This is a genomic window from Neobacillus sp. 204, assembly GCF_046562815.1.
GTDB lineage: Bacteria > Bacillota > Bacilli > Bacillales > Cytobacillaceae > Neobacillus.
On sequence record NZ_JBJORY010000007.1, the window covers coordinates 1 to 26,319 of the forward strand.

30 protein-coding genes and 1 riboswitch are annotated in these 26,319 nt (G+C 38.2%); of the genes, 16 read left to right on the plus strand and 14 right to left on the minus strand.

Features of this window, described 5'->3' with window-relative positions:
• The first annotated feature begins 286 nt into the window (after positions 1–286).
• Positions 287–904 (plus strand): LysE family translocator, encoded by a 618-nt coding sequence (locus tag ACJ004_RS15235; protein ID WP_410893944.1) that lies wholly within the window; start codon positions 287–289, stop codon positions 902–904.
• 152 nt (positions 905–1,056) lie between these two features.
• On the opposite strand, the gene ACJ004_RS15240 is transcribed toward ACJ004_RS15235, so the two are convergent.
• Entirely contained in the window at positions 1,057–1,749 is a 693-nt protein-coding gene (locus ACJ004_RS15240; RefSeq protein WP_410894317.1) for a YheC/YheD family protein, read from the minus strand.
• A gap of 211 nt (positions 1,750–1,960) precedes the next feature.
• Here ACJ004_RS15240 and ACJ004_RS15245 point away from each other — a divergent pair, with 211 nt between their 5' ends.
• From ACJ004_RS15245 to pseI, 12 genes are all read left to right on the plus strand, one after another.
• Entirely contained in the window at positions 1,961–2,221 is a 261-nt protein-coding gene (locus tag ACJ004_RS15245) for a hypothetical protein (RefSeq protein WP_410893946.1), read from the plus strand.
• Positions 2,222–2,350: 129 nt separating this feature from the next.
• On the plus strand, positions 2,351–3,304 hold the full coding sequence (locus ACJ004_RS15250; protein ID WP_410893948.1) for an NAD-dependent epimerase/dehydratase family protein: 954 nt from the start codon (positions 2,351–2,353) through the stop codon (positions 3,302–3,304).
• A 247-nt stretch (positions 3,305–3,551) separates the two neighbouring features.
• Entirely contained in the window at positions 3,552–3,983 is a 432-nt protein-coding gene (locus ACJ004_RS15255; RefSeq protein ID WP_410893950.1) for a hypothetical protein, read from the plus strand.
• Positions 3,984–4,191: 208 nt separating this feature from the next.
• Positions 4,192–5,163 (plus strand): CgeB family protein, encoded by a 972-nt coding sequence (locus ACJ004_RS15260; protein ID WP_410893951.1) that lies wholly within the window; start codon positions 4,192–4,194, stop codon positions 5,161–5,163.
• A 156-nt stretch (positions 5,164–5,319) separates the two neighbouring features.
• Positions 5,320–6,288: a UDP-N-acetylglucosamine 4,6-dehydratase (inverting) gene (gene pseB, locus ACJ004_RS15265; RefSeq protein ID WP_410893952.1), complete on the plus strand. Its 969-nt coding sequence runs from the start codon at positions 5,320–5,322 to the stop codon at positions 6,286–6,288.
• 20 nt (positions 6,289–6,308) lie between these two features.
• Positions 6,309–7,481: a UDP-4-amino-4,6-dideoxy-N-acetyl-beta-L-altrosamine transaminase gene (gene pseC, locus ACJ004_RS15270; protein WP_410893953.1), complete on the plus strand. Its 1,173-nt coding sequence runs from the start codon at positions 6,309–6,311 to the stop codon at positions 7,479–7,481.
• A 67-nt stretch (positions 7,482–7,548) separates the two neighbouring features.
• Positions 7,549–8,505 (plus strand): aldo/keto reductase, encoded by a 957-nt coding sequence (locus ACJ004_RS15275; RefSeq protein WP_410893954.1) that lies wholly within the window; start codon positions 7,549–7,551, stop codon positions 8,503–8,505.
• 13 nt (positions 8,506–8,518) lie between these two features.
• Positions 8,519–9,310: an SDR family NAD(P)-dependent oxidoreductase gene (locus ACJ004_RS15280; RefSeq protein WP_410893955.1), complete on the plus strand. Its 792-nt coding sequence runs from the start codon at positions 8,519–8,521 to the stop codon at positions 9,308–9,310.
• 48 nt (positions 9,311–9,358) lie between these two features.
• Entirely contained in the window at positions 9,359–10,105 is a 747-nt protein-coding gene (locus tag ACJ004_RS15285) for a cytidylyltransferase domain-containing protein (RefSeq protein WP_410893956.1), read from the plus strand.
• Positions 10,102–11,181, plus strand: a complete 1,080-nt coding sequence (gene pseG / locus ACJ004_RS15290; protein ID WP_410893957.1) for a UDP-2,4-diacetamido-2,4,6-trideoxy-beta-L-altropyranose hydrolase — start codon at positions 10,102–10,104, stop codon at positions 11,179–11,181. The genes ACJ004_RS15285 and pseG overlap by 4 nt, the downstream gene beginning before the upstream one ends.
• Before the next feature lie 10 nt (positions 11,182–11,191).
• Positions 11,192–11,734: a UDP-4-amino-4,6-dideoxy-N-acetyl-beta-L-altrosamine N-acetyltransferase gene (gene pseH, locus ACJ004_RS15295; RefSeq protein WP_410893958.1), complete on the plus strand. Its 543-nt coding sequence runs from the start codon at positions 11,192–11,194 to the stop codon at positions 11,732–11,734.
• A gap of 4 nt (positions 11,735–11,738) precedes the next feature.
• Positions 11,739–12,794, plus strand: a complete 1,056-nt coding sequence (pseI, locus tag ACJ004_RS15300; RefSeq protein ID WP_410893959.1) for a pseudaminic acid synthase — start codon at positions 11,739–11,741, stop codon at positions 12,792–12,794.
• Between the two features lie 83 nt (positions 12,795–12,877).
• Here the strand turns inward: pseI and ACJ004_RS15305 are convergent, their stop codons facing one another.
• The 7 genes from ACJ004_RS15305 to ACJ004_RS15335 all read right to left on the minus strand — a co-directional run bounded on the left by ACJ004_RS15305 (position 12,878) and on the right by ACJ004_RS15335 (position 19,021).
• A complete protein-coding gene (locus tag ACJ004_RS15305) occupies positions 12,878–14,287 on the minus strand; it encodes a capsular polysaccharide export protein, LipB/KpsS family (protein WP_410893960.1) in 1,410 nt (469 codons plus the stop codon).
• Positions 14,284–15,063: a glycosyltransferase family 2 protein gene (locus tag ACJ004_RS15310; RefSeq protein ID WP_410893961.1), complete on the minus strand. Its 780-nt coding sequence runs from the start codon at positions 15,061–15,063 to the stop codon at positions 14,284–14,286. Before ACJ004_RS15310 ends, ACJ004_RS15305 begins: the two co-directional genes overlap by 4 nt.
• Positions 15,064–15,163: 100 nt before the next feature.
• Positions 15,164–15,880 carry a sugar phosphate nucleotidyltransferase gene (locus tag ACJ004_RS15315; protein ID WP_410893962.1) on the minus strand — a complete coding sequence of 239 codons (717 nt, stop codon included), beginning with the start codon at positions 15,878–15,880 and terminating at the stop codon, positions 15,164–15,166.
• Between the two features lie 99 nt (positions 15,881–15,979).
• Complete coding sequence (gene rfbB / locus ACJ004_RS15320) at positions 15,980–16,999, minus strand: dTDP-glucose 4,6-dehydratase (RefSeq protein WP_410893963.1); 1,020 nt, start codon at positions 16,997–16,999, stop codon at positions 15,980–15,982.
• A gap of 16 nt (positions 17,000–17,015) precedes the next feature.
• Positions 17,016–17,855 carry a dTDP-4-dehydrorhamnose reductase gene (rfbD, locus tag ACJ004_RS15325; RefSeq protein ID WP_410893964.1) on the minus strand — a complete coding sequence of 280 codons (840 nt, stop codon included), beginning with the start codon at positions 17,853–17,855 and terminating at the stop codon, positions 17,016–17,018.
• Positions 17,856–17,858: 3 nt separating this feature from the next.
• A complete protein-coding gene (gene rfbC / locus ACJ004_RS15330) occupies positions 17,859–18,419 on the minus strand; it encodes a dTDP-4-dehydrorhamnose 3,5-epimerase (RefSeq protein WP_410893965.1) in 561 nt (186 codons plus the stop codon).
• Between the two features lie 461 nt (positions 18,420–18,880).
• Positions 18,881–19,021 carry a hypothetical protein gene (locus ACJ004_RS15335; protein WP_410893967.1) on the minus strand — a complete coding sequence of 47 codons (141 nt, stop codon included), beginning with the start codon at positions 19,019–19,021 and terminating at the stop codon, positions 18,881–18,883.
• A gap of 158 nt (positions 19,022–19,179) precedes the next feature.
• Between ACJ004_RS15335 and ACJ004_RS15340 the strand changes: the two genes are divergently transcribed.
• Positions 19,180–19,347 (plus strand): acyltransferase, encoded by a 168-nt coding sequence (locus ACJ004_RS15340; RefSeq protein ID WP_410893968.1) that lies wholly within the window; start codon positions 19,180–19,182, stop codon positions 19,345–19,347.
• A gap of 81 nt (positions 19,348–19,428) precedes the next feature.
• Here the strand turns inward: ACJ004_RS15340 and ACJ004_RS15345 are convergent, their stop codons facing one another.
• The gene (locus ACJ004_RS15345; protein WP_410893970.1) at positions 19,429–19,860 is read right to left on the minus strand and encodes an SRPBCC family protein; all 432 of its coding nucleotides are present in this window, start codon (positions 19,858–19,860) and stop codon (positions 19,429–19,431) included.
• A 158-nt stretch (positions 19,861–20,018) separates the two neighbouring features.
• Positions 20,019–20,183 (minus strand): hypothetical protein, encoded by a 165-nt coding sequence (locus ACJ004_RS15350; protein WP_410893971.1) that lies wholly within the window; start codon positions 20,181–20,183, stop codon positions 20,019–20,021.
• Positions 20,184–20,232: 49 nt separating this feature from the next.
• Positions 20,233–20,318: riboswitch (cyclic di-GMP riboswitch) on the minus strand.
• 288 nt (positions 20,319–20,606) lie between these two features.
• Between ACJ004_RS15350 and ACJ004_RS15355 the strand changes: the two genes are divergently transcribed.
• On the plus strand, positions 20,607–21,329 hold the full coding sequence (locus tag ACJ004_RS15355; protein ID WP_410893972.1) for a M15 family metallopeptidase: 723 nt from the start codon (positions 20,607–20,609) through the stop codon (positions 21,327–21,329).
• 81 nt (positions 21,330–21,410) lie between these two features.
• Here the strand turns inward: ACJ004_RS15355 and ACJ004_RS15360 are convergent, their stop codons facing one another.
• Together ACJ004_RS15360 and ACJ004_RS15365 are read right to left on the minus strand one after the other, a co-directional pair.
• Complete coding sequence (locus tag ACJ004_RS15360; RefSeq protein WP_410893973.1) at positions 21,411–22,589, minus strand: toxic anion resistance protein; 1,179 nt, start codon at positions 22,587–22,589, stop codon at positions 21,411–21,413.
• Entirely contained in the window at positions 22,586–23,242 is a 657-nt protein-coding gene (locus tag ACJ004_RS15365) for a 5-bromo-4-chloroindolyl phosphate hydrolysis family protein (protein WP_410893975.1), read from the minus strand. Before ACJ004_RS15365 ends, ACJ004_RS15360 begins: the two co-directional genes overlap by 4 nt.
• Positions 23,243–23,664: 422 nt before the next feature.
• On the opposite strand from ACJ004_RS15365, the gene ACJ004_RS15370 reads away from it, so the two are divergent.
• A complete protein-coding gene (locus ACJ004_RS15370) occupies positions 23,665–24,387 on the plus strand; it encodes a hypothetical protein (RefSeq protein ID WP_410893976.1) in 723 nt (240 codons plus the stop codon).
• Positions 24,388–24,549: 162 nt separating this feature from the next.
• Here the strand turns inward: ACJ004_RS15370 and gloA2 are convergent, their stop codons facing one another.
• Entirely contained in the window at positions 24,550–24,936 is a 387-nt protein-coding gene (gene gloA2, locus ACJ004_RS15375; RefSeq protein ID WP_410893977.1) for an SMU1112c/YaeR family gloxylase I-like metalloprotein, read from the minus strand.
• A gap of 172 nt (positions 24,937–25,108) precedes the next feature.
• Positions 25,109–26,251 carry a non-hydrolyzing UDP-N-acetylglucosamine 2-epimerase gene (wecB, locus tag ACJ004_RS15380; protein WP_410893978.1) on the minus strand — a complete coding sequence of 381 codons (1,143 nt, stop codon included), beginning with the start codon at positions 26,249–26,251 and terminating at the stop codon, positions 25,109–25,111.
• Positions 26,252–26,319 lie beyond the last annotated feature (68 nt).

The window sequence follows — 26,319 nt, forward strand, 5'->3', positions numbered from 1 at the left end:
GACGGGACAACTTTTATATCTTATCATTTTCATAAATCACTGTCAACAACTTTTTAATATTTTCTTAGAAAAGATTAATAGTTCTGATGACAACTTTTATACTTTATCATTTCCAGATGATGCTGTCAACAACTAATTAAAAAATATGAAGCGTCTCGCTGACAACTTTTATATCTTATCACCCAAGCATATAATAAGGCAACTAAAATTTTCCCCAAAATTAATCTTTCTTTATATATTATGATAGAATGAGATATACTTTATCCATTTAAAGGGGTGCAGAGAATTGCTGTCATTTATATTAGTTGTTATCGTATTGTTTCTTATTCCCGGTCCTGCTGTTTTACTAACCATCTCTCAAACCGCCCAAGGCGGGAGGAAAACTGGCATCATCACCGGCATCGGAATTGCTGTGGGGGATTTAATCCATACGGTTGCCGCCGTGCTTGGCCTTTCAGCCATTCTAATGACTTCAGCCCTCGCTTTTGAAATCGTAAAATATCTAGGTGCTGCTTATTTAATCTTTTTAGGGATTAAGTCAATCCTTGAAAAATCCAAAAAACAAGAGCAGACGGCCTTTAAAAAGAGTTCCACAGTCACATCGTTTCGTCAGGCCTTATTAATAGAATTACTTAATCCGAAAACAGCTCTTTTTTTCTTAGCCTTCTTACCTCAGTTCGTTCAAAACAATGGAACCCCTGTTGTCAATCAGTTGCTTACTCTGGGGCTCACTTTTGTGTTAATGAGCATCTTGTACACCACCCTGCTCGCCTTCCTAACCAGCTCCATAGGTGCACGAATTTTCGCAAACAAAAATGGCAAACTTGCACGCTGGCAAGGGAAGGTTGTGGGCTCTATCTATATTGGCTTAGGGCTGCAGCTTGTACTTCAAAATCAAAAATAACCTTACACGAATAAACAAGAAAAGCGGTACCATCGATGTACCGCTTTTTTTATGTATATAAAAATGTCCACCAGGGATGGACAAACTTATGATTTGTCCATCCGCGGTGCCTGACACCTTAATTGTATTCTTAGCATCCTATTCTTAACATCTTATTCTTTTAATTTCTTAAATAGGCCCCAGCTTGGTTTGAGGTTTGCTTCGATGATGTATAATTTCCCCTTGTCTGTGATTCCGATGTCTAGTCCAAATATTTGTGAGTTTGGGTAGTATTCATTTAGTTGAGAGGCTGTTAAGATTGCAATGATATCAAGATCGTCGCTTATAACTCGAAAGTCTACGTCTTCTAGCAGGCTCGATTTTTCAAGTGCAGCATTTAGTTCAATTATTTCAGGTGAAACGTTGGTAATAAAGTATCCCCTTGCCACCACCTTTACAAGCTTCCCGGTAACACTCCATTCATTCTTCTCCTCTTGACGTTGGACCATTACCCGGATATCAAACGGACGGTCACCCACCGTTGCCAACGGAATCTTTTCTTGGACAATATAAATTTTCCTTCTGTATTTCTCCTTATCTAAAAATTCTGTCAAACCATTCCTCTTACAAATAATCTTCTTGTTGCCACTATGAATTTCAAAACGTTCTTCTCTTAGTTTAGTAACTTGGACAACACCATATCCTTGAGAGCCCTCACTTGGTTTGATGACGACCGCTCCAAATTGGTTTAACATCCTCCAAAAATCCGTTTCTGTTAAAATATGCGTTTCTGGCAAGTATCTAGCAAGCGTATCATTCTCCTTCATAATATGATACTTTGTCCATTTGCCGTATGAATAACTAATAACGGTCCCCTCCTTCCTTTATTAAGTCTGATTTTCTACATTATGTTATTCAAGGCTTGGTTAGGATGTTTGGGAAGATTAAACAATATAAACTTTAATGAAGATTCACCCCATTAAAAATATGGACGAAAAAACTCAATAAATGCCCTGTCCATTTTTTATTATATGAATATATTAAAGTTGAGATTTTTTTTTGAAAGGAGGTGATAAAATGGGATGCCGTGTGGAAAAAAAACATAACTGTTCCTGCAAAAGCGATTGTTTATGCCGAATTTTAAAGAAATTTAAACAAAACGAAGTAACGATTAGAACAAAATCTGGAGATATCATTATGGGAGTATTACTACGTGTTACAAAGGACTGTTGTGTGAAAATTCTTGAACAGGAAATGGTTACACCGTTCGTCAGCGACCGATTAACGGTCATCCGTTGCGAGGATATTGAAAGCTTTTCCGTAGAATTGTTAGTGTAGGAATAAAGCTTTTAATGCAAATAATGCAAGTTTTACGATCCCTTCTATATCTACAATATTAAAACTGACTTAAAGTAGGAGGGATTCCTTTCCATAATATGTGAGTTTTTAAAGAAATCGAGGTGACTCATGAGAAAAAAAGTGCTAATTACCGGAGTAGCAGGACTCCTCGGTTCACACCTTGCGAAGGAATTAATTATAGAAGGATACTTTGTTATCGGTGTAGATTCTCTGACTTCAGGGAAAATAACCAACATTCGAGGCCTTCCAGAAGATCAGTTTATTTTTAAAGAGATGGATGTTTGTTCGCGGAAATTACTTACAGATCCCGACTTAAAAAATGTAAAAGAAATTTACCACCTCGCCTCCCCAACATCTCCAAAACACTTTCAAACTTACCCCTTTGAAACGATTGGTGCTAACACGATAGGAACCAAGAATATGCTTGAATTAGCTAGAAGGTATCAGGCAAAAATCGTTTATGCGAGTACAGGTGAGCTTTATGGTAACACAGAAGTTCACCCGCAGCCTGAAAACACCCATGCAATTGGAAATACGTGGGGGCCTCTGGCTTGTTACTATAGAGCAAAACGGTTTGGTGAAGTCATTTGCTACGAACATTTTAAGCAATATCAAACGAATGTAAGGGTAGCCCGTATTTTTAACACGTATTCTGCCAGAGTAGCAAAGGATGACGGCAGTGTAATCTCCAAATTCGTCTCACAGGCGATAAAAAAAGAGGACATTACCGTTTATGGGGACGGGACACAGACTCGTTCGTTTTGCTACGTCACTGATACAATAAAAGGCTTGAAGCTATTAATGGAAAAGAATACAGCAAATGGGGAGATTATTAATCTAGGAAACCCTATTGAATATTCAATTCTAGAATTAGCGCATCTAATTAAGTCGCTATCAGCCTCTACTAGTAAAATCACCTTCCATCCACTACCCGAGAGTGACGCAAAACGGATAAGCCCTAATATCGAAAAAACAAAAACCTGCTTAGGATGGGAGCCCAAAGTAACACTAGATGAAGGACTTAAATTATCTATAGATGAATACAAAAAAAGAAACAAATAAGCGACCCCAATGAGACTGAACAAAAGGATTAGGGCTATTAATAATTTATATAACCAAGCCATCACTATTATATAAACATAATATAAATCAACGAATTTCAATTCGAACGATTAATAATTTCTATATATGATAAGTTCTTATTTATTTACATTTATTAGTAATATTTTATAAAAATAATACTTTTGACTAAACATTTTTTTGAAAATTGCATTTAATAACAATATCAAATATGAAAGGGGGTGAAAAAATGAGTCTATTAAATGAGTTTAATTCTGCTTCACCACCTAGTAATACTTCTGGAGCAGTTAATAAACCACTACTACCAACTAGACGTGTAATCTCTTCATTAAATGGTCCTAGAACAATGACGATCGACAGTACTAGTAACAAAGTACAACTAGAAGTAGTGGTTGGCTGGGAAGCAACATTTGGTGTTCCAATTGTGGAGTTTTCAATCCTTAGAGATGACCCAAATACAGGAACAGTCATTTTCACAACACTTGAAAGAGGGGATTTCATTTTAAATCAATTTATAACAACTTCTTTTGAGCATGTAGATCTGCCAGGAGAGACTGGTGATGTACTTTATTACTTGGAAGCTAGAGTTGTTTCAGGGGGCACCGCTACAGTTATCGGACCTGTAACGTTCTCAGGTACAGAAATTCTGCCAAATCCGTAGGCTTAAAGCTAGACATTAAAGCCCTACTTCCTTAATAGTATATGGCCAAAGATAAACTCCCTTTGTATACTATTAGGGTTTTTTCATTGTTTGGGCAATTACCATAGCAAAATCATATTCCTTGAATAATGTATTTTGATACACAAGTTGAATTTGTTTAAAGATCTTATCCTAAAGTAACAAAAGGATTAAAAGAGGGCTATTGACGATGAGAATTTTATTCATTTCTTCAGGGTTTTTAGGAATCTATCCATTTTTTGAAGATTCCTTAGTAGAAGCCTTTAAATCATTGAACCATTCTATATCTCTAATTGCTCCGAATTATACAAATGAAACGGTCGAAATGATTGAAAGCTTCAATCCTGATTTTGTATTATCATTTGTTGGATATAAAACCGATTATCAGTTATTACAAGTTCTCAAGAAAAAAGGGATGGCTCTTGGTGTTTGGTTAACCGAAGATCCCTATTACATCGATCAGTCCATGCTCCTAATCGAGGATTACGAATATATATTTACCATTGATCTAGCAGCATACGAATTTTATAAAGGAAGGTTCCCTCATAAACACATTCATCATCTTCCTTTAGGAACGGACCTCTCACTATATCATCCTTCCATTCAAGTAAATCATCCTATATATGATGTATGCCTAGTTGGTTATCCATATCCGAACAGAATCAAATTAATCAAACATATCCTTGACCAAACCCCCTATTCGATAGTAGTCGCAGGACCCGAATGGCATAAATATTTTAATAAAAAAAGTGATAGATTGAACATCGTTAACAAATGGTTGGAGCCAGACTCAGTAAATAAAGTCTATTCTCTCGCTAAAATTATCCTGAATCCCCACCGTTCCTATAACTTTTATAAGAATCAAAACACGCTGGGCATTCAGGGGAAAAGCATTAATAACCGCACGTTTGATATTGCTGCTTGCGGCGGATTTCAACTTATAGAAAATAAAATAGATTTAATCCAACATTTTGATACCTCACAAGAAATAGTACCCTACTGCAATTTTGATGATTGTGTTCATTTAATCCACCATTTTTTATTGAATGAACAATCCCGGCTTTTTTTTAGCAAAAATGCAAGAGAGAGGGTATTACACAATCATACCTTTACTCATCGAGTTGAATTTATCCTTAACCAACTAAATGTGAGCGAAAAGTGACAAAAACGGTTTATCCAAATAAGCAAATTCAGGCGAATATAATGGACAACTATACGCTCCAGAACATAAGTATAAGAAATATCATAATCACTTTGTCCTAAGTTTTATTACATTTCTTAAACCAGATGAAATTTTACAAGTAAAAGAGGGAGAAAATTGTATGAATTAAAAGGAAAAACCATTCTAATAACTGGTGGTACAGGATCGTTTGGGAAAAAATTTGTTAAAAAGGTCTTACAAATGGATGTTAAAAAGGTTATTGTCTTTAGCCGAGATGAATTAAAACAATATGAAATGGCTCAGGAATACACCGATCCTAGAATTCGCTTTTTTATTGGCGATGTACGTGATAAAGATAGGTTAATTCGTGCTTTTGACGGCGTAGATATCGTCGTCCATGCTGCTGCATTAAAACATGTCGGCATATGTGAGTACAATCCATTTGAAGCCATTAAGACAAATATTCATGGAGCACAGAATGTTATTGAAGCAGCAATTACCAGAGGAGTAGAGAAAATAATTGCTTTAAGTACGGATAAGGCTGCAAATCCGATCAACCTGTATGGGGCCACTAAGTTAGCATCCGACAAATTGTTTGTGGCCGCAAATTCTTACGCCGGTGGCAAAATAACGAGATTTGCTGTTGTCCGTTATGGAAATGTAGTTGGCAGCCGTGGCAGTGTAGTCCCTTTTTTCCAAAAAATGAAACAAACAGGTAAAATACCGATTACAGATGAGCGGATGACTCGTTTCTGGATCACCCTAGACCAAGGGGTTCAATTTGTGATTGATAGTCTGAACAGAATGAATGGCGGAGAAATTTTTGTGCCTAAGATCCCGAGTATGAAGGTAACAGATCTCGCGAAAGCAATTGCTCCTGATTGTGAAGTAGAGGTTATTGGTATTCGACCAGGTGAAAAATTACATGAAACTATGATCACGGAGGACGATGCCCGCCGTACCGTAGAATTTGGCACTTACTATGTCATTCAACCAGAATTCCCGTGGTGGAATGATAAATATACAAGCAGCGGCAATCCATTACAGGATGGCTTCAGCTATGTGAGTAATACCAACGAACAGTGGCTATCGGTAGATGAGCTAAGGAATTTAGTGAACGAGTAGATCAAAGGAAGGAGCTTGAAATGGACCATAAACCAATGAGAAATACTTATCTTCCTTACGGCCGACAATGGATTGATAACGATGACATCGAGGCTGTCGTCAATGTATTAAAAAGTGATTACCTTACGACAGGTCCGGCAGTTTCTAAGTTTGAACAGGAAATCGCAAACTATGTGGGAGCCAAATACGCAGTAAGTTTTTCTAATGGGACAGCAGCATTGCATGGAGCATGCTTTGCTGCAGGGATTAGCATAGGAGATGAGGTCATTACAACCCCAATAACCTTCGCTGCCAGCGCTAACTGTGTTTTATATCTAGGAGGAAAACCTATATTTGTAGATATTGATCCTAAAACTTACAATATCAATCCAAAAGAAATAGAAAAACAGATTACCAATAAAACAAAAGCGATTATCCCTGTCGATTTTACAGGACAACCTGTCGATTTAGAGGAAATTTATGCAATTGCAAAAAAGTATGGACTAGTAGTAATTGAAGATGCGGCACATGCTCTTGGGGCCAAATATAAAGGAAAAAAAGTTGGATCGATAAGCGATATGACCATGTTTAGTTTTCATCCCGTAAAACATATAACTTCCGGTGAGGGCGGAATGATCACAACAAACAATAAAGAGTATTATGAAAAAATGCTGCAATTTCGATCTCATGGAATTACAAGAGACCCAAATAAGATGATAGAAAATCATGGTCCCTGGTATTATGAGATGCAGTTCCTTGGATTTAATTATCGATTGACAGACATTCAAGCTGCACTAGGAACCAGTCAGTTGAAAAAGATTGATCAATTTATTGAATTAAGAAAAAAGTATGCAGAAATGTATAATGCTGCTTTTGCAACTATTCCACAAATAACGATTCCTTACCAGCATGCCGAAGCAGAATCAAGCTGGCATCTTTACATTATTCGCTTAAACCAAGATTTATTAAAAGCGAAGAGAAAAGAGATAGTTGAACATTTATTATCCATGAACATCGGTGTAAATGTTCATTATATTCCAGTCTACCTTCTTCCCTACTATCAACAACTAGGATTTCAAAAAGGACTATGCCCACAAGCCGAAGCACTTTATGAAGAAATAATCACTCTCCCCTTATTCCCCAAGATGAGCGAATTAGATGTATCCGATGTCATTCAAGCTGTTAAAAAGATTGTATCCTACTATTCTATCTAACTAAACAATTTCCCGATACTACAGAAAAAAATTAATCCGCAGTTGAAGCATTTTCCCGCGGATCCTGATGAAGAAGGGATTACTAAGCATGGATCACGTAAATCAAAAAAATCACCCTAAATTGACTTTGGGAACAGTCCAGTTAGGACTAAAATATGGTATCGCCAATAAGACAGGTAGGCCCAATGAGCAAGAGTCTGCCGAAATCTTAAACTACGCTCTTTTAAAAAACGTCACAGAATTCGACACCGCTCCAGATTATGGTGAAAGCGAACTCTTAATTGGACGCTTTTTACAGGAACAAAAAAAACATTCACAAAACTCACCCAAAATCTTTTCAAAACTGCCAGATGTAAAAATGGCTGACACTACTTCTTACCCTGAATTACTCCAAGAGGTGGAACGGAATCTTAGAACATCGTTAAATAAATTGGCGATCCCATCGATTGACGGCTATTCACTTCATCATGAACGGAATTTGACATCGCATCAAGGCAAACTGATTGAATGCTTGGTCACATTAAAAAAACAAGGGCTAATTAAAAATATCGGCGCCTCTGTTTATACACCGGAAGCGGTAAGACAAGTAATTGAGTCAGGCTGTTTTGATATGATTCAAGTCCCTATTAACGTTTTTAATCAACAGTTAATCCACGCTGGATTACTGGCAGAATTGTCAAAGCACCACATAAAAATTTATGTGCGAAGTGTTTATTTACAAGGTTTACTGTTAATGAAAATCGATGAATTACCTGACCAGTTAAAATTCGCAAAAAAGTGGCTCGGTTCCTTTCATGAAATTGCTTCAGAAAACAAAATAGACCCTTCTGTACTTGCGTTTTGTTTTATTAGAGATTTACCTCAAATTGACAGCATCGTGATTGGTTGTGAAACATTAAGCCAATTAAAGAATAATATTAATATGATGACATTACCAAAATTGCCAACTTCGGTTGTACATCAATTAATGGAGCTATTCAGAGACGTTCCTGAAAGAGTGAGCAATCCAACGCTATGGAAATAGGAGGCTTAATCGAGTGTCAATAAATGATTTGTTTAGTCTTAAAGGTAAAAATGCTCTGATTACTGGTGGTGCAGGCCATTTAGGAGCAGCGATTTCAGAAGGATTAGCGGAGGCCGGGGCAAATCTTTTTATTGTCAGTAAAAATCAAAAGAAGTGTCAACGATTAGCTGATTTATTAAACCAGCGTTTTCAACTGAACTGCCAAGGTCTATATATGGATGTAAGTGATTCTGACTCCATTGCTGAATGTTATGCGGAGATTCATAAATCAGGAAAAACAATTGATATCCTTGTCAATAATGCTTATTTTGGTTCCGGTGGGACATTAGAGACAATGAAGGATGTGGATTGGTATAGCGGGATGGAAGGAACCATTAATAATGTATATAAATGTACTAGATTAGTGTTGCCTTATATGGTTTCTCAAAAAAGCGGAGTCATCCTTAATGTGGCTTCGATGTATGGCGTTGTATCTCCTAATCCCGATTTGTATACTGGTAATCCCTATAGTAACCCTCCCCAATATGGTGCAGGAAAGGCAGCTATTATCCAATATACACGTTATCTTGCCTGCCATTATGGGAATAAGGGGATAAGAGCAAACTGTATTTCACCAGGTCCATTTCCAAATTTAGAAGTACAGAAAGATACAGAATTTATTGATCGATTAAGTGAAAAAAACCCCTTAAAGAGAATCGGGCAGCCAGACGACCTAAAAGGTGTTATTGTCTTGTTAGCCTCAGAGGCTTCAAGTTATATCACCGGGCAAAATATTTCGATCGACGGCGGTTGGACGGCTTGGTAGATCACCAGAACTCTGGAAATATAAAGTCCTTCATTAGGAGGTGGATGATTGAACATTGTAGCAATTATTCAAGCAAGAATGGGTTCAACAAGATTACCGGGAAAAGTCATGAAAGAAGTTCTGGGTAAACCATTGCTTGAATTCCAAATTGAGAGAGTTAGAAAATCAAAGTTAATTACTCGAGTAGTGGTTGCAACAACGAAAAAGGAAACGGAACAGCCAATTATTGACCTATGCAAGAGGCTGTCAGTGGACTATTTCAGAGGCTCGGAAATGGATGTGTTGGCGAGGTATTTTGAAGCGGCAAATCAATATAAAGCTGATGTGGTGGTCCGCCTCACGTCTGATGATCCATTAATCGATCCAACTATTATTGATAAAATCATTACAGAATTTTTATCCAATCCAAGTAAATATGATTATGTTTCCAACTCGATTGACAAAACCTACCCTCTTGGTTTGGATACTGAAGTATTCTCAATGAATGCCTTAAAGCAAGCCTATCAGGAAGCCAAAAGTCCAGCATTTCGTGAACATGTCACACCATATATACGTCTTCACCCTGACAAATTTAACATAGGAGTTGTTTTACACCCGGTCGATTTAAGTTCTTATCGCTTAACGGTGGATACAAAAGAGGACTTAGAGTTAATATCACGAGTGCTGTCAGAGCTTTATGAAAAGAAAAGGGAATGTTTTACCCTGGAAGATATTATTGTTTTATTACAGCAACACCCGGAGTGGATTTTACTAAACTCTCATATTGAACAAAAAAAGTTAGAGGACGAATTATGAAGGTATATATACGTGTAGACGCCTCATTCGAAATTGGAACAGGCCATGTGATGAGATGTTTAACCCTCGCAGATAAACTACGTGAACAAGGGGCAGTTGTCTGCTTTATTTGTCGTGAACATCCTGGACATTTATGTGGATTAATCGAACACATTGGATATCAAGTTTTAAAACTCCCTGCCCCGCAAATGAATCAACAGATTGCTAAAGCCCCTTTGCACTATCACTGGTTAGGTGTTCCCATAAGTGTCGATGCTGCGCAAACAAAAGAGCTATTGAAGGGTAAAGTCATTGATTTGTTAATCATCGATCACTATTCCCTAAACATAGATTGGGAATTACGTTTAAGAGAAAATGTAAACAAAATCATGGTGATTGATGATTTGGCTGATCGGAAGCACGATTGTGACTATTTATTAGATCAAAACTATCTTGAACATTATCAATATAGGTATCTTTCATTAGTCCCTCTCCATTGTAAAACATTTCTCGGACCAAGCTACGTTCTGATAAGAAGTGAATTCTATAAGCAGGCAAAGCGGTTTCGAAGTGGAGCTGTGCGGAGAATTTTCCTGTTTTTTGGCGGGATTGATCAAACCAATGAAACAGGAAAAGCACTTGCAGCTTTTTTGGAATTAGGCCGCCAGGACATTGAAATAGACGTAGTCGTTGGACACTCCAACCCTTTTAAAAAAGAACTTGCCTCCCTATGTCAATTGCATGATCATCTCCATTTTCATTGTCAGGTAAATAACATGGCAGAATTAATGTCCTATGCTGATTTGTCTATTGGGGCAGGCGGTACAACCACTTGGGAACGATTGTATCTAGGACTTCCTAGTATTGTCATCAGTATCGCCCCCAATCAGGAAAAGATTTGCGAAGGTCTTGCCAAGGAAAAAGTGATTAAATACCTCGGAAAAAAGGAAACTGTTAAGCAATCATTTCTAACCCTTCAATTGAAAAAATTGATTGAAAATGAAGGCGAACGATTGGAAATGGCAAGATTAGCAAATCTTTTGTTCAAAGATGCAAAATTTAACCAACAAACAATGATAAAACAAATACTGGAGTAGGTAGAATCATATGGACTATTTTTTAAGAGAATTAACAGAAAAGGATAAAGATATCCTCTTTCAATGGAGAAATAGAGAGTCCATTCGGATAAATATGTATAATGATCAGTTGATTCCTTATGAACAGCATTGCAAATGGTTTGCGAACGTTTTACAAAATCATGCTGATTTATATCGACTCTTTATTCATCAAAATATGCCATTAGGACTCATCTCATTTCATAATATTAACCAGCAAAATCAAACCTGTTCCTGGGGTTTTTATATTGGTGAAAAAAACGCTCCAAAGGGTGCCGGTACCATCATGGGCTGTTTGGCGCTCGATTACGCCTTTTATCATTTAAAGATAAGGAAAGTCATTGGTGAAGTTTTATCCTTTAATAAACGAAGTGAACGGTTTCATCAGAAATTAGGATTTATCCAAGAAGGATTTTTTAAAAAGGAAATATGCAGAAATGGCCAGTTTATTGATGTGATCCGATTGGCTTTATTTGGAGAGGATTGGCAACTACAAAAACAGCAGTTAAACTTCCAGTTTCCTGCAGAGGAGTGATTAAATGAAGGAGATAAAACTTGGAGATCGAATGATTGGACCCAATCATCCTCCATTTATTATTGCGGAAATGTCAGGTAACCATAATCAATCATTGGAACAGGCATTGAAAATCGTAGAGGCTGCAGCAAAATCTGGAGCACACGCCTTAAAAATTCAAACCTACACCCCAGATACGATGACCCTAAATTTAGAGAATAACGAGTTTAAAATTGATGATAAGGATAGTTTATGGAATGGAAAAAATCTCTATCATCTATATCAACAGGCCTATACACCTTGGGAATGGCATAAACCAATCTTTGAACGTGCTCGTGAATTGGGGTTAATCCCATTCAGTACCCCCTTTGATGAAACAGCGGTAGACTTTTTAGAAGAATTAGACGTGCCTATGTATAAAATTGCCTCATTTGAAAATAACCACATCCCACTGATTAAAAAGGCAGCAGCAACCGGAAAACCTTTAATTATCTCCACAGGGATGGCAACCATTCAAGAGCTGAATGAAACCGTTCGTGCAGCCAGAGACGCTGGGTGTAATGATTTGGTTCTGTTAAAATGTACGAGTACTTATCCCGCCACCCCTAAAAATACAAATATCACCACAATCCCTCACATGAGCGAATTATTTAAATGCCAGGTAGGGTTATCTGACCATACAATGGGGATTGGTGTATCAGTTGCCAGCATAGCCTTAGGGGCAACCGTCATCGAAAAGCACTTTACTCTCAGCAGGGCCGATGGCGGCGTAGACGCTGCTTTTTCCATGGAACCTGCCGAAATGAATGCTTTAGTTTTGGAGACCCAACGTGCTTGGGAAGCTTTAGGAAAAGTAACTTACGGTCCAACTGAAAAAGAGCTAAAATCAATGAAATTTAGAAGATCCCTCTATATCATAAAGGACTTAAAAAACGGTGACGTTCTGACAAAAGAGAATCTAAAAGTCATTAGACCAGGCTATGGATTACCACCTAAATATTACGAACAGCTATTAGGAAAAAAAGTTCAGAAAGATGTATCTGCCGGTACTCCTGTGGATTGGAGTATTTTGAAGGAGTAGTCAATTCTAAAAAAAGTAAGATATCTTATTTTGATATCTTACTTTTTTTAATGGAACATTTATCAACTAAAGCGGTTAAAACTTTACTTAGTAGCGAGTTTTATTAAATTAATTAATTTCTTCCCGGAAGAGCCATCATTATAGAATTTGGATAAATATTGATTTCTAATAGAAAGATATTTTTCTCTCTCCTGATTAGAGTTATAATATCTATTCACAATTTTCGAAAGTGCGTCAGGGTCTGTTTGAATGTAATCTCCGAAACTGTCGTAATAATCATATGTCCGATTGCTAATTAAAAAATTAAAGATAAACACAGGTTTATTGAATAGAATACTTTCTGAAACCACGGTAGATAGTGATGAAACCACCCCATCCGCATGAGAAATTAATTCATATAGATTATCTACTCTTGACGTTAACACTTTAACAGACTGGTATTGTTTTTCAAAATCCAAATATACATCATATTTCCTCTTTCCAATCTCCCATGGATGGGGTTTTATAACGATTTGGAATCTAGGATTATCCACAATATTTTTAATAAGTTTATTGAATTTAATGAAATCAATATTGGGCCCAGTTATCACTAATAACGTCAGCTTATTTGCGTTTAATCCGAAACTTTTTAAAAAAGCTTCTTTATTACCAGGAGAATAGGTGAAAATATCATCATATTTGGGATGACCCACTGCCGCAATTCGCTCTGCCGTAACCCCTCTTTGTAAATACCACGTTTTCTCATACTCTCCATATACACCCACGATTGATGTAAACACAGGCATAAATGCTTCTTCCCCCATTAATATGCCGTGCTGTAAACAAATACTCTTGATCCCTTTTGCCGCTCCAACAATGGCAAGACATCTACTTAGGATATCTTCAGTTGTTCCCACAACGATAATAGAAATATTACTCTTGTTGAAAAGGTTGAATACGGAACTAATCGTTTTAACAATTAAGGGAATTCGGTTTAAAAAGGTCTTTTGAAAGTATTCATTTTCAAATGCAGGATGGCCCTTATATTTTTTAAATATTAGGGCGGCATTTGTTTCTAGTTCTTTTAAAATTTTAGCATTGTCTTCCTGATAATTTTCAATATGTTCAGTTGGAATCCCAAAAACTTGTGTACTTTTTGAACGAGTAAGAATGAGCGTTCTTTGGGGATTAATCCACCTTTTATACGTCAGTGCAGTCATTCGCGTATAATCTGCATTTATTAAAATTTTCCCCGTATTCTCCTTACTAACTATAGGCGCCCTAACCTTTTCTAAAAATGATTCAAAGTAAGGCTGAATCATCGTCTGCTTCATGACTGGAGTTTTTAATTCTGTGTAAAAATCATCCTTCTCCATTTTTGCCTTTAGGGCATCATCGATTTGTTGATAAAAGTTTGTTACCATCGCAATAGGAATACCCCTGAATTTAAGCTCATGAAATGTGTCCATAAACTCTTGATAGAGAGTCCAATAATTATTTAAATAAATGCTCATTCTTTTCTCACCCGCCTCATCACTTTCAGAGATTCTCTCAGTTCCTTACAGGTTCTCTGTTGCGGCATCAGCTTGGCAAATTCATTGGGTTCCTGTTGAAATAATTGAGCATGGATTGATTTAGGAGTGATAAAATTATAATCTAATATCTCATTTAAAGGATAAAATGGCCAAAAGTGATTGATTCTCCAAAAGAATCTTGCGTCTCCCAATCGATAGAATTGTGGATCCTCGTCCCAATTAGAGCCAAACTGTTTTTTTATCTTAGGAAGAATGGACTTTCGATGCATAATGGAACAATGGTCTGTCATACAAGGTGCGAGCCAAGAAACAGTATTTGCAGGTCTAACAGCCGTACGCGTGATTTCGCCCTGTTCATTCAGATAACTGGTTTTTGATGCTGTATATACAACCATCACCTCCGGGTTTTTGTCCAAATAGTCTACCATTTTCTCTACTTTTTCCACGTGAAATACGATATCATCCGTTGCATACATCACATATTCTCCCTGTGCTAATTCTAATGCCTGATTGATTAAAACTGCGTATCTTGTTTTTTCTACTCTTTCCTTTATTGTTTTAATTTCACTCTTATAAAATTTTACTCTTTTATCTTTTAAAAATGGTTCTATCACTCTTAAAGTTGCGTCATTTGAATTATCGTCCATGATAAATAATTCAAAATCACCATATGTTTGGTTTAAAATGGACTGAATAGACTTAGCAACATATTCATGTTTATTAAAACTTGTTAAGATGACTGACACCTTCGGCAAAATTCCCACCCCTTTTTATATATTCATTCTCACGGATTTTAAATTTTTGTAAGAGCACAAAGGATCGAATCGATAAGTTGTCCATTAAGAAAAAATAGTCTCATCCTTCATAGAAATGTTTATTGGCTTGATATAATGCTTCATGGGTTCCTGCATCCATCCACCAGCTAGTTAAAATATCATATTTCAATGCTTTTCTATTAATATAAAGATTATTTAAATCAGTAATCTCTTTTTCTCCTCGACTTGAGGGCTGCAAGGTACGAATGTACTCAAAAACATTTTTATCATATAGGTAAATTCCTGTTACACAGTAATTGGTTTTTGGATTTTTTGGCTTTTCAATAATCGATAGGATTGTACTATTTTTTTCATCCAATATCGCAATGCCGTATCGTTCTGGATCGGTTACTTCTTTTAAGAGTACTCTCGCCATATTTGGTTCTTTTAGAAACTCCTCTATCACCGGACTTAAATCTTCGTCAAAAAGATTGTCACCTAATAAGACGACAAATTTATCATCTACAAAATCCTTTGCACATTCCAAGGCATCAGCAATTCCCCCGCCTTTTTCATTTTGAATGCTATAGGATAAGTGAACGCCTAACTCCTCACCCTTACCAAAAATGTCCTTAAATGAGGCTATATGTTGTCCATTAGTAATAATTAAAATTTCTGTGATTCCAGCCTCTTTTAACCTACTAATGGGCCAATAAATCATCGGGTATGGGCCAACAGGGAGTAGATGCTTATTCACCACCTTCGTAAAAGGCTCCAAGCGGGTGCCTTTTCCTCCAGCCAGTATTACTCCTTTCATCACTACACTCCTTTTAAAAGATATTCTAATCTATTCAAGTTATGAAAAATGTACTGTAATGGGAACAGATTTCGACGTTTATAGTTAAAAATGGTCAATTTACTCGATTGTTTTTTTTAAAGAGGGATTGTTTTCCAACTTACTAACTAATTTCCCCCACCACCAGTTGTTATCAAGGTACCAATTAATCGTCTCTTTAATTCCTGTTTCGAAAACATAGGTCTGTTTCCAGCCTAACTTCTCCAATTTTGTTGCATCAATCGCGTAACGCTTGTCGTGACCTAAGCGATCTGGTACAAATTCAATTAATTCTTCAGATTTCCCTAAGAAGTTAATAATCGTTTTAATCACTTCAATATTTGTCCGTTCATTATGTCCGCCGATATTATAAACTTCCCCATTCGCACCTTGATGAAGGATAAGGTCGATGGCTGCGCAATGATCGACAACATGGAGCCAGTCACGGATATTTTGACCGTCCCCAAAAACCGGTACTTTTTCATTATTTAATACTCGTAAAATCGTTAGAGGAATTAATTTTTCAGGAAATTGGAAGGGTCCATAGTTATTGGAACAACGAGTGATATTGATTGGCAGACCATAAGTTTCATAATAAGCTCGTACCAATAGATCGGATGCTGCTTTACTCGCACTATAGGGACTATTAGGTTTCAGTGGGGTATCTTCCGTAAAGAAGGAGGACGGCTCAAATTCTAGTTCACCATAGACTTCATCAGTGGAAACATGAATAAATTTCTTCACACTATATTGTTTGGCTGCATCCAATAACACCTGTGTTCCTAACACATTGGTCCGGACAAAGATCTCTGGATCGGCAATCGAGCGGTCGACATGACTTTCTGCAGCAAAGTGAACAACGTGGGTAAATTTCTCATTTTTAAAAGTCGAAAAAATTAGGTTCCGATCCGTTATATCTGCTTTTATAAAGTGGTAATTCTCCCTTTTCTCTAAATCACGATGTTTAGTAAGTTCACCTGCATAGGTTAATGCATCCAAATGATAAATTTGATAATTCTCGTATTTTTTCACCATGTATTGGACAAAGTTTCCACCAATAAACCCGGCCCCACCAGTAACAAGAATTTTAATCCTTTCCATAGATTTTCACCTCAGCTTATAAATTGTGTAAAAAACGTTCTAATGAATCTTTCCAGGTCGGCAATGGATTAAATCCCTGCTCCATTAATTTTTGTTTAGACAGACGTGAATTTTTTGGACGAATCGCCACAGTAGGATATTCCTCGGTTCGAATAGAATGGACTTTTACTTTTTTTCCAGTGATTTGAAAAATTTCTTCCGCAAATTCCGCCCAATTGCAATATCCTTCATTCGTTGCATGGTAGATTCCAAATTTGTTCGTTTGAATCATATCTAATAATAAAGGGGCTAAATCCAATGTATAGGTAGGTGAACCAACTTGGTCCCCTACTACATTTAATTCATCCCGGGTTTCCGAAAGCCTAAGCATCGTTTTAACAAAATTGTGTCCATTTATCCCATAAACCCATGAAATCCGGACAATGAACCAATCAGTTAATAAGGACTTTACCACTTTTTCTCCTTCATATTTTGTTAGTCCATAAAAGCCTGCAGGATTTGGTTCATCTGTTTCCTTAAACGGGACCTCGCCGATTCCATCAAAAACATAATCTGAACTTATATACATAAACTTAGCCTTTAATGCTTTTGCAGCATTTACTAAATATCTCGTACCATTCACATTAACATCCCAACAGTTTTCCTGATCACCTTCTGCCTTATCAACAGCCGTATAGGCAGCACAATGAATAATAGCATCAGGGTTAATTGCGTTTACTCGATCATATACCACATGTTCATTCACAAGGTTTAAATCCTTAGAACCAAAACCAATCATGTCTAAGCCACGTTTCAACCCTTCGCGAACAACATCATATCCGAGCTGACCAGTAGATCCGGTTACTAGAATTTTCATCGTTTACACTCCATAGATAAAATTATTGTTAGCTTTTGATAGGGGCGGGGCATTTTCATCTTTCACCGATATTATTGGGGTAAGATCATGAGGCCACTTGATGCCAATCACCTGATCATTCCAACTAATTCCACAGTCAAATTCTGGTGCATATAACTCATCGACCTTGTATTGGACTTCCACATCATCCATCAATGTCATAAATCCATGGGCAAATCCTTTTGGAATGAATAACTGTTTTTTGTTATCTGCACTGAGAGTAATCCCAAACCATTTGGCAAACGTCGGGCTTCCCTTTCGAATATCAACCGCTACATCAAAAATGGCCCCTTTCGTACAACGAATAAGCTTGGCTTGTGCTTTAGGATTCAATTGATAATGTAAGCCCCTTAAAGTCCCCTTAGCTGCGGAAAAAGAATGATTATCTTGTACAAAATTGCAGTCCATCCCGGCTTGTTGAAATATTTGATGACTATACGTCTCCATAAACCAGCCGCGATGATCGCCATAAACCTTAGGATCAATAATTTTAACTCCTGGCAAAATAGTTTCCACCACATCCAAATTGCAACACCTCGTATTACTGTATGCGGACTCCTGCTATTTTGACAAAACATGTCTCAAAAAATATTCCTCTATTTTAAGAAATTTTTTTAAAATAAAAAAGGACCAAAGAGGTCCTTATGTTTTTATTATCCGAACTAGATTCAGCCTTTTTGTTCAACGATGTCTCGTGGGTAGTATTCGAGGATATTAACAACGTTATTAACATTTATTCCAGTGATATCCACATATTTAAGGTGGATATCCACAGTTTCTCAATATTTATACCCAGATAATGTGCATAAATGATGGATTCATCCGAAAGCATCTACAGGCGGATGAAATTATCCACAAAACCCACAGTTTTATCCACAAAACCAACAAGTTTACCCACATTTTTCATGATTATATCCACATTATTGCTGGTTATTATCCACATTTTTCATTACAAAAGGCCTAGCGCAATGACTAGGCCATTGTGATTATCTGGTCGTTTCTTCTTCCGGATTTTCACTTTCATACCGTTCAACAATTTCCGTTAGCTCGCCCGTATCGCCTTTGGCATTAATGATCTCAAAGATTTCATTTAAGCCTTCACTAGTGTTATCCTCATTCTTTTTCATCTCGGGACCCCCTTTTTTTATAGGATGGCCAACGATTAAGGAAACTATTTCTGGCAGAATTATGTCGAAAACATTCTTGTCCATGTTGACAGCATTCTTCTTTTTTCCGCGCATGTTTTTGCTACCTTAGAAGAAATCAGCGATTGGAGGGTCATTGCATGTATTTTGAATGCTTATTAGATGCCGTATTAGGAGAACGACAAATCTTTCATATTATCGATTGCTCTATCTGTGGTTTTGAAGAGATCTATTATGAAAGTCCTGCTGCCAAGAACCTGATTGGACGAGCCTGCTCTCACTGTAACTTTGTTCAGAGATTTGAATAACCTAAGAACGCATTCGCCCATTGTTTGACTAAGAATGCTCTAACTATAAAAGAGCTTGGATTCCTCCAAGCTCTACTTTCATCATTTTACGATGGCTCCTCGTAACTGGTTAATTCCAAACTCCAAATATCCCTTTAGACAAGTCAGCATAAAAACCCAGCCTTCTTTATTATCGATCAGATGACTGATTAATTCATCATCATCTTCTTTAAATCCTTCTTCGGTAATTTCAATGATCGTGCTCGCATGATCCAATTCTTCGAGAGAAATGGTGACAATATTCCCTTCTCCATCTGTCCCCCAACGGTACATGATTTTCTTATTGGGCTCGACCTCGATAACTTCGATTTCGACTTCAGCATTGTATTCCTCATATCTAAGTGTAACGGTCTGACCCTGCTCCCATCGTGCGCCAGATGAGAACCAGAAATTTTTGATTTTCGCAGGGTCCACGAAAGCTTCAAATACTTCATTAGCAGGTTTCTTGATTTTAAATTTTGTAAGATTGTACATTCGAAAAAATCCCCTCTCATTCAATAACGTTTCTATACCTAATGGTTGTCCTCTAGATATATTTTATACCCTTCTGTCTATAAAAAAATCCTAATTTTGCTATGAAAAAGCCAGTATTCATTAACAATACTGGCTTTTGTTTAAATATGTAGTTATGCTTACATTTTTAAAGCAAACTCGACCACTTTACTATTATGATAACTGGCTTTAACTTTTAGCTTTGCTAGTAATTCTTTATCAAGACAATCTTGCTTTAAAAGCTCGTTGTGGCGGTGCTGGATTAAATGATAGTAATATTTAATCTTTATAAACATTCTCAACACAAAAAATCCCCCTTACTAGTTATTGACATAAATCGCAGGAGTTATCGTGTTCGGTAACTGGCAAGCATCGTTATTAAAACCTTAGCCCCTGTAGTTTTGCGTCACCACTTTTCAATGGTTTTGCCGTTTCGTACGATTTATGTGTTTAATATGAATATAATCAACTGTTTTATAAATTAAAAGTGTCTTTGGACCCACAATTTCTGAATAGTTGATAAATTAACTTCCTTTTCAGCTTTATTTCCAGTCAATTTCTACCAGCAACTGGAGGACTGAAACAGCTTACGATTCACAAGCGTTTATGCATATGGGGAACACAGTGTTTAGAATGAGGTTTTAAAGCCTTTATTCCTGTCCATGATGTTACTGAGGTGAATTTTTAAGCGAAGGAAGTTAATTATGTTAAAAATACGATTCGTTTTTTTGTTTCTTATTGTTATTGCACTCTCTTTAACAGGCTGTGCCGAGACATTGCATTTTTTGCAGGACGAAGGAAACTTGGCCAAAAATGCTGTTCCTCGTAATGAAAAACAGCAGCAGGATGCCAGCAACCAAGTGGCTCCCCCTCCAGAAGCTATACCAGTACTTGTTAATAAGAGCAATAAACTGCCAGATAATTATCAGCCAAGCGATTTAATTTATCCTGATATCCCTTTTACGTTTAAACAGAAAGCAGAAAAACGGCAAATGAGGGCCGAAGCAGGCGCTGCTGTCGAAAGATTATTTGCTGGAGCAAAAAAACAGGGAGTGAAGCTGTTAGGTGTTTCTGCCTACAGGTCCCATGATTCCCAAGCGGCATTGTTTAACCACTATGTGAACCAGGATGGGTATGAGGCGGCTAGAAAATATAGTGCCGTTCCTGGAACGAGCGAGCATGAAACCGGTCTTGCCATCGATGTGACGGGTGGAGATGGGAAATGTGCGGCCAAAGACTGCTTTGAAGGAACACAAGAGGCGAGCTGGCTCCAAGATCATGCAGCGGAGTACGGTTTTATTATCCGCTACCCTAAAGGCAAAGATAAGATCACCGGCTATCAATACGAACCTTGGCATCTGCGCTACGTTGGAAAGGCTGTCGCCAAAGAAATCACAAACCGCGGCATCACACTCGAAGAATATGTTCATGCCACCGTTGTGAATAACTAAAATTTTCTGGTGCCTGACACCATAAATATTAATACCTAAAAAGCCCTCGCTGCACTTATTTTAGAACAGCGAGGGTCTTTTTTATTTCCCTTTTATCTCTAATAGCTTTAGTCGAAGGTCGTTTTCCATCGATGCCAGTTCCTGTTCGGCTTGACGGCGCTTATGACGCCCTTCTTCTTGGATTCGCATCGTTTCTTCAAGAGTAGTGATCAGACTTTCCTGGGTTTTCTTTAAGGTTTCAATATCCACAATACCGCATTCGTTTTCTTTCGCGGTCTCAATAGTATTTGTTTTTAGCATTTCAGCATTTTTCAAAAGGAGCTCATTGGTGGTTTTCGAAACTTGCTTTTGCGCCTCGACTGCGTGACGCTGGCGAATTAAGGTCAACGCAATCGCCACTTGATTTTTCCATAAGGGAATCGCCGTCATGATAGAGGATTGGATTTTTTCCACTAACGCCTGATTCGTATTTTGAATCAAACGAATTTGCGGTGCGCTTTGAATGGTAATTTCCCGGCTTAATTTCAAATCATGAAGACGCTTATCTAATCGATCGGCAAATTGAATCATATCGTTGACTTCTTGAAACTTCATTTGATCATTGGTCTGTTCCGCTGCTTTTTTCAGCTGCGGAATCGTCTTTTCCTGCATTTCCTCCAGCTTGATCTCCCCAGCGGCAATATAGACATTAAGAGCATGGAAATATTCTTTATTCGTTTCATACAGCTGTTCGAGCAATTTAATATCGGACATTAGAACATTTTTGCTGCGATCTAGTTTTACACTGATTCGGTCTATTTGGGCGCCTGTTTTTTGGTATTTGGAAAGCACTTCTTGAACGGAGCTTGAAATTTTTCCAAACATACGAGCAAATAAGGATGGCTTCCCATCCTTTAGATCATCCGGATTGACTTCATCCAATCTCTTCATTAAATCACTAATGATTTGCCCGATTTCGCCAACATCCTGTTTCTGCACATGTTCAAGCATCGTATGTGAGAATGACAGCAGCTTTCCTTGGGCTTGGGTACCGTATTGAATCATCGACTGATGGTTGGTCGGATCGATTTGCTCCGCTATCTGATAGGCCTTTGCGCGATGTTCCTCCGGGATGACATCTATTAATTTAACAGGTTTTGCTTGGCCTGTTTGTTGGATTGGATTTTTAGCCGTCTCCAGTTTATCTCCAAAAGGGTCAGATAGAATATCATCTAATAAATTACCAGATTTACTTGGTTGAATTGGGTTATTTTCGTTCATTTTAGCCACCTATTTTCTTCTGGGTATTTAGCGTCCTTTTTCTTATTGAGGGTATGCTTTGCGACGTCAATTTCAAAATTCAAGTGATCAATGTCATCTGAAATCACTTTGTATAAATCCTCTTCCAAAACCCTAGTTAGTTCATTCAGTGTATGGCGGGTTTCGATCAGTGATTGGCCCATCTCCATGTTCTTCTTTGGCTGAGAAGATAAGAAACTGTATTTCTCGGTTAGTTCAACAATGGAGTCTAAATGAGAAAAATAAAACTGCTCCGCTTGGTAAAAACGCTTCGGTTCTTTGGTTGTCATCTTTTGTATTTTCTTTGTAATTCTGAGAAGATCAATTCTTTGTTTTACAGATGAAATATCACGGATGGTGAAAAGGTTTTTATTTAAACGATTTATTTTTTGTTTGGCTTCCATTAGGTTCTTCCTAATGTATCGATATTCTTTTCGTGATATTTGATGCTTTTTTAAAAAGCGAGTGTTCAGCACAATGCCGAGAATGAAATGGATTAGAATCCCTGTAGTTAGTGCTATCCCGGTTGACGGCCAAAACGCTTGGTCCAAAGGAAGATAGCTGATTAGCCAAGTGAGTACAGTTATTGGGACAGCTACAAATGAGCGGATAAGAAACGACAAAATCGGGTTCATAATTAATCGACTCCTGACTTAAAATAAGACATCTTTATATTCCTACGAATAAGTGCAATGGAATGTTCATTTCCCCCAAAAATATATACCAAAAAGAAAATTATTTCCATTTACTACTTCCACAATACACGAAAAAACTCCTCCCTGCCATAGACCTCAAACGGAAAGAAATCTAGGACCTGAGACGTATTTTTCATTTGGGGGTGCGTTGTTGGAACGTTGGGGGTGCGTTGTGTTTCATTGGTGTCAGGCACCGTTCGTGGACAGTTCGCACAATTTGTCCACGCCACGCGAACACTTTCATTTTCCTTCAAGATTACAGGTGCTACCACGGATATTCTCAATTGTGTGGGCATCTGCCCAGGATTTCGTGGGTAGGATGAATAGGATAGATACGATAGTAAGGAGAGAGGAGAATATCTATGTATAATCCTTATTATATGCCGATTGAGTATCAAAATGGATTAAATCCTGTTAATCATAGTAGACAATATCATGGTGGACAACAACACCATGGAGGACAACAGCATCATGGCGGACAACAGCACCATGGCGGACAACAGCACCATGGCGGACAACAGCACCATGGCGGACAACAGCACTATGGCGGACAGCAGCACCATGGTGGACAGCAGCACTATGGCGGACAGCAGCACTATGGCGGACAGCAGCACCATGGCGGACAGCAATACCATGGCGGCATCCAACACCATCATGGCGGACACGGTGGACATTCAGGTTCAAATTTTACCCTTGGAACATTGGGTTCTAGCTTACTTGGGCTTGGCTTAGGTTATTTAGGAGGAGCAGGGCTAGGAAATGGAGCAAATCTAGGAGGATATGGATTGGGTGGAAACGGCGTCGGCTACCCTGGATATGGAGGGTTTGGTGAAATCGGAGGGTTTGGTGAAATCGGAGGCTTCGGTACCGGACCTGGTCAGGGTTACACCCCTTATGGGTCAGGAGCTGGTGGAGGATTAGGCTTTCTTCCTTTTGGGGGTCAAGGATACACAGGTATAGGAGCAAATTTGAACATGTACGGACAGCAATCCCTACCAAACCCTGGTCTTAGTGGTTATGGTTCATGGTCACCAAGCGAATATGGTCTACCTAGTCCAAGACCGGGAATGGCAGGTATATACTAATTCAATCCAATATCAGCTTTAATTTATGCGATTTACACACACAAAAGAGAGCAACAATGTGCTCTTTTTTGTGTGTGTAATACTAGTTTAACTTTATAAGTCACACGAGAAGATTTATATAGATGCCATTTAATGAAATGAGTTTACCCTTTAATACAAATCCTAGATCTCATAAAGTTCAATCGGCAGCCCGTCTGGATCAGCGAAGAAGGTGAATTTCTTGTTAGTTACAGGGTCCACACGAACGTCCTCAACCTTTACTCGATGAACTGTCATATATCGAACCGCTTCTTCGATATCATCTACTTCAAAGGCAAGATGCCTTAATCCAGCTGCTTCAGGATAGCTGGGCCGTTCAGGTGGGGATGGAAACGAAAAGAGCTCAATCTGGTATTGACCATTCACCTCTAAATCAAGCTTATAAGAATCTCGTTCCTTCCGATAAACTTCGTTAACAGGAGTAAGCCCAAGGACTCGCACATAAAAATCCTTGGATTTTTCATAATCCGAACAAATTACAGCAATATGATGAATCTTATTTAACTTCAATCATCTTCAACTCCTTAATAAATCAAACTCAAACAAATACCCCTTGCCTATCTAGACAAGAGGTTCAAATTAAACTACACCAGTCCACCCCAAATGGACAAAACATTAAAAGTGTCCACGCTTGGTGCCTGACACCACACTAACACCACACTAACACCTCACTTACACCACACTATTTTCCTAAGTCCGATGGCCGTTCTTCTTTTCCGAAGTGGTGGAGGATGGCTTTGACGATTCGTTCGGAGGCGTATCCGTCTCCGTAAGGGTTGGATGCATGAGCCATTTTGTCATGTGCAGCTGGGTCTGACAACAGTTCATCGGCAAGTCCAAAGATTGTTCCCTCATCTGTTCCAGCTAGTTTAAGCGTGCCTGCTTCAATTCCTTCTGGGCGCTCGGTGGTATCACGCAAAACTAGCACAGGTACACCCAAGGATGGCGCCTCTTCCTGTACACCACCAGAATCCGTCAAAATCAAATAGGCCCTTGAGGCAAAGTTATGGAAATCAATCACATCTAACGGCTCGATGAGATGAATTCGATCGTTTTGGCCAAGGATGCGATTGGCAATTTCACGAACCACAGGATTCATATGGACCGGATAAACCACCTGCACATCCTCATGCTTTTCAACCAAACGGCAAATCGCACGGAACATGTTTTCCATAGGCTCACCAGTATTTTCCCTGCGATGGGCCGTCATAAGAAGCAACCGGTCGTTCCCAAGGCGATCTAAGACAGGGTGAGAATAATTGGCTCTCACCGTTGTTTTTAGCGCATCTATAGCCGTATTTCCAGTGATATAAATTGACTCTTCTCGCTTATTTTCTACCAAAAGGTTCTGCTTCGATTGTGGTGTTGGCGAAAAGTGAAGATCAGCCAACACTCCCGTTAACTGGCGATTCATTTCCTCAGGGTAAGGAGAATATTTATTATGAGTCCGGAGTCCAGCCTCCACATGTCCAATCGGAATCGAATGATAGAAGGCAGCCAAGCTTGCAACAAACGTGGTCGTCGTATCACCATGAACCAGGACAATATCCGGCTTAACGTCGGCAAGAACTTGATTCAGTCCCTCTAAACTCCGGGTGGTTACTTCTAGCAAGGTTTGCCGTTCCTTCATTATATTTAAGTCATAATCGGGGGTAATTTCAAAAATTTGCAACACCTGATCAAGCATTTCGCGGTGCTGCGCTGTTACCGTAACAATCGGTTTAATTTTATCAGGATATTTTTCTAATTCTTTTACCAAGGGAGCCATCTTTATCGCTTCCGGTCTTGTTCCAAACACAGTCATTACCTTCAATTGATTCTCCATAGCGACCTCCAACTATCTCTTCAGTCCAATAAAATTTTCATTCACAAACATGATACCAAAGATTACAC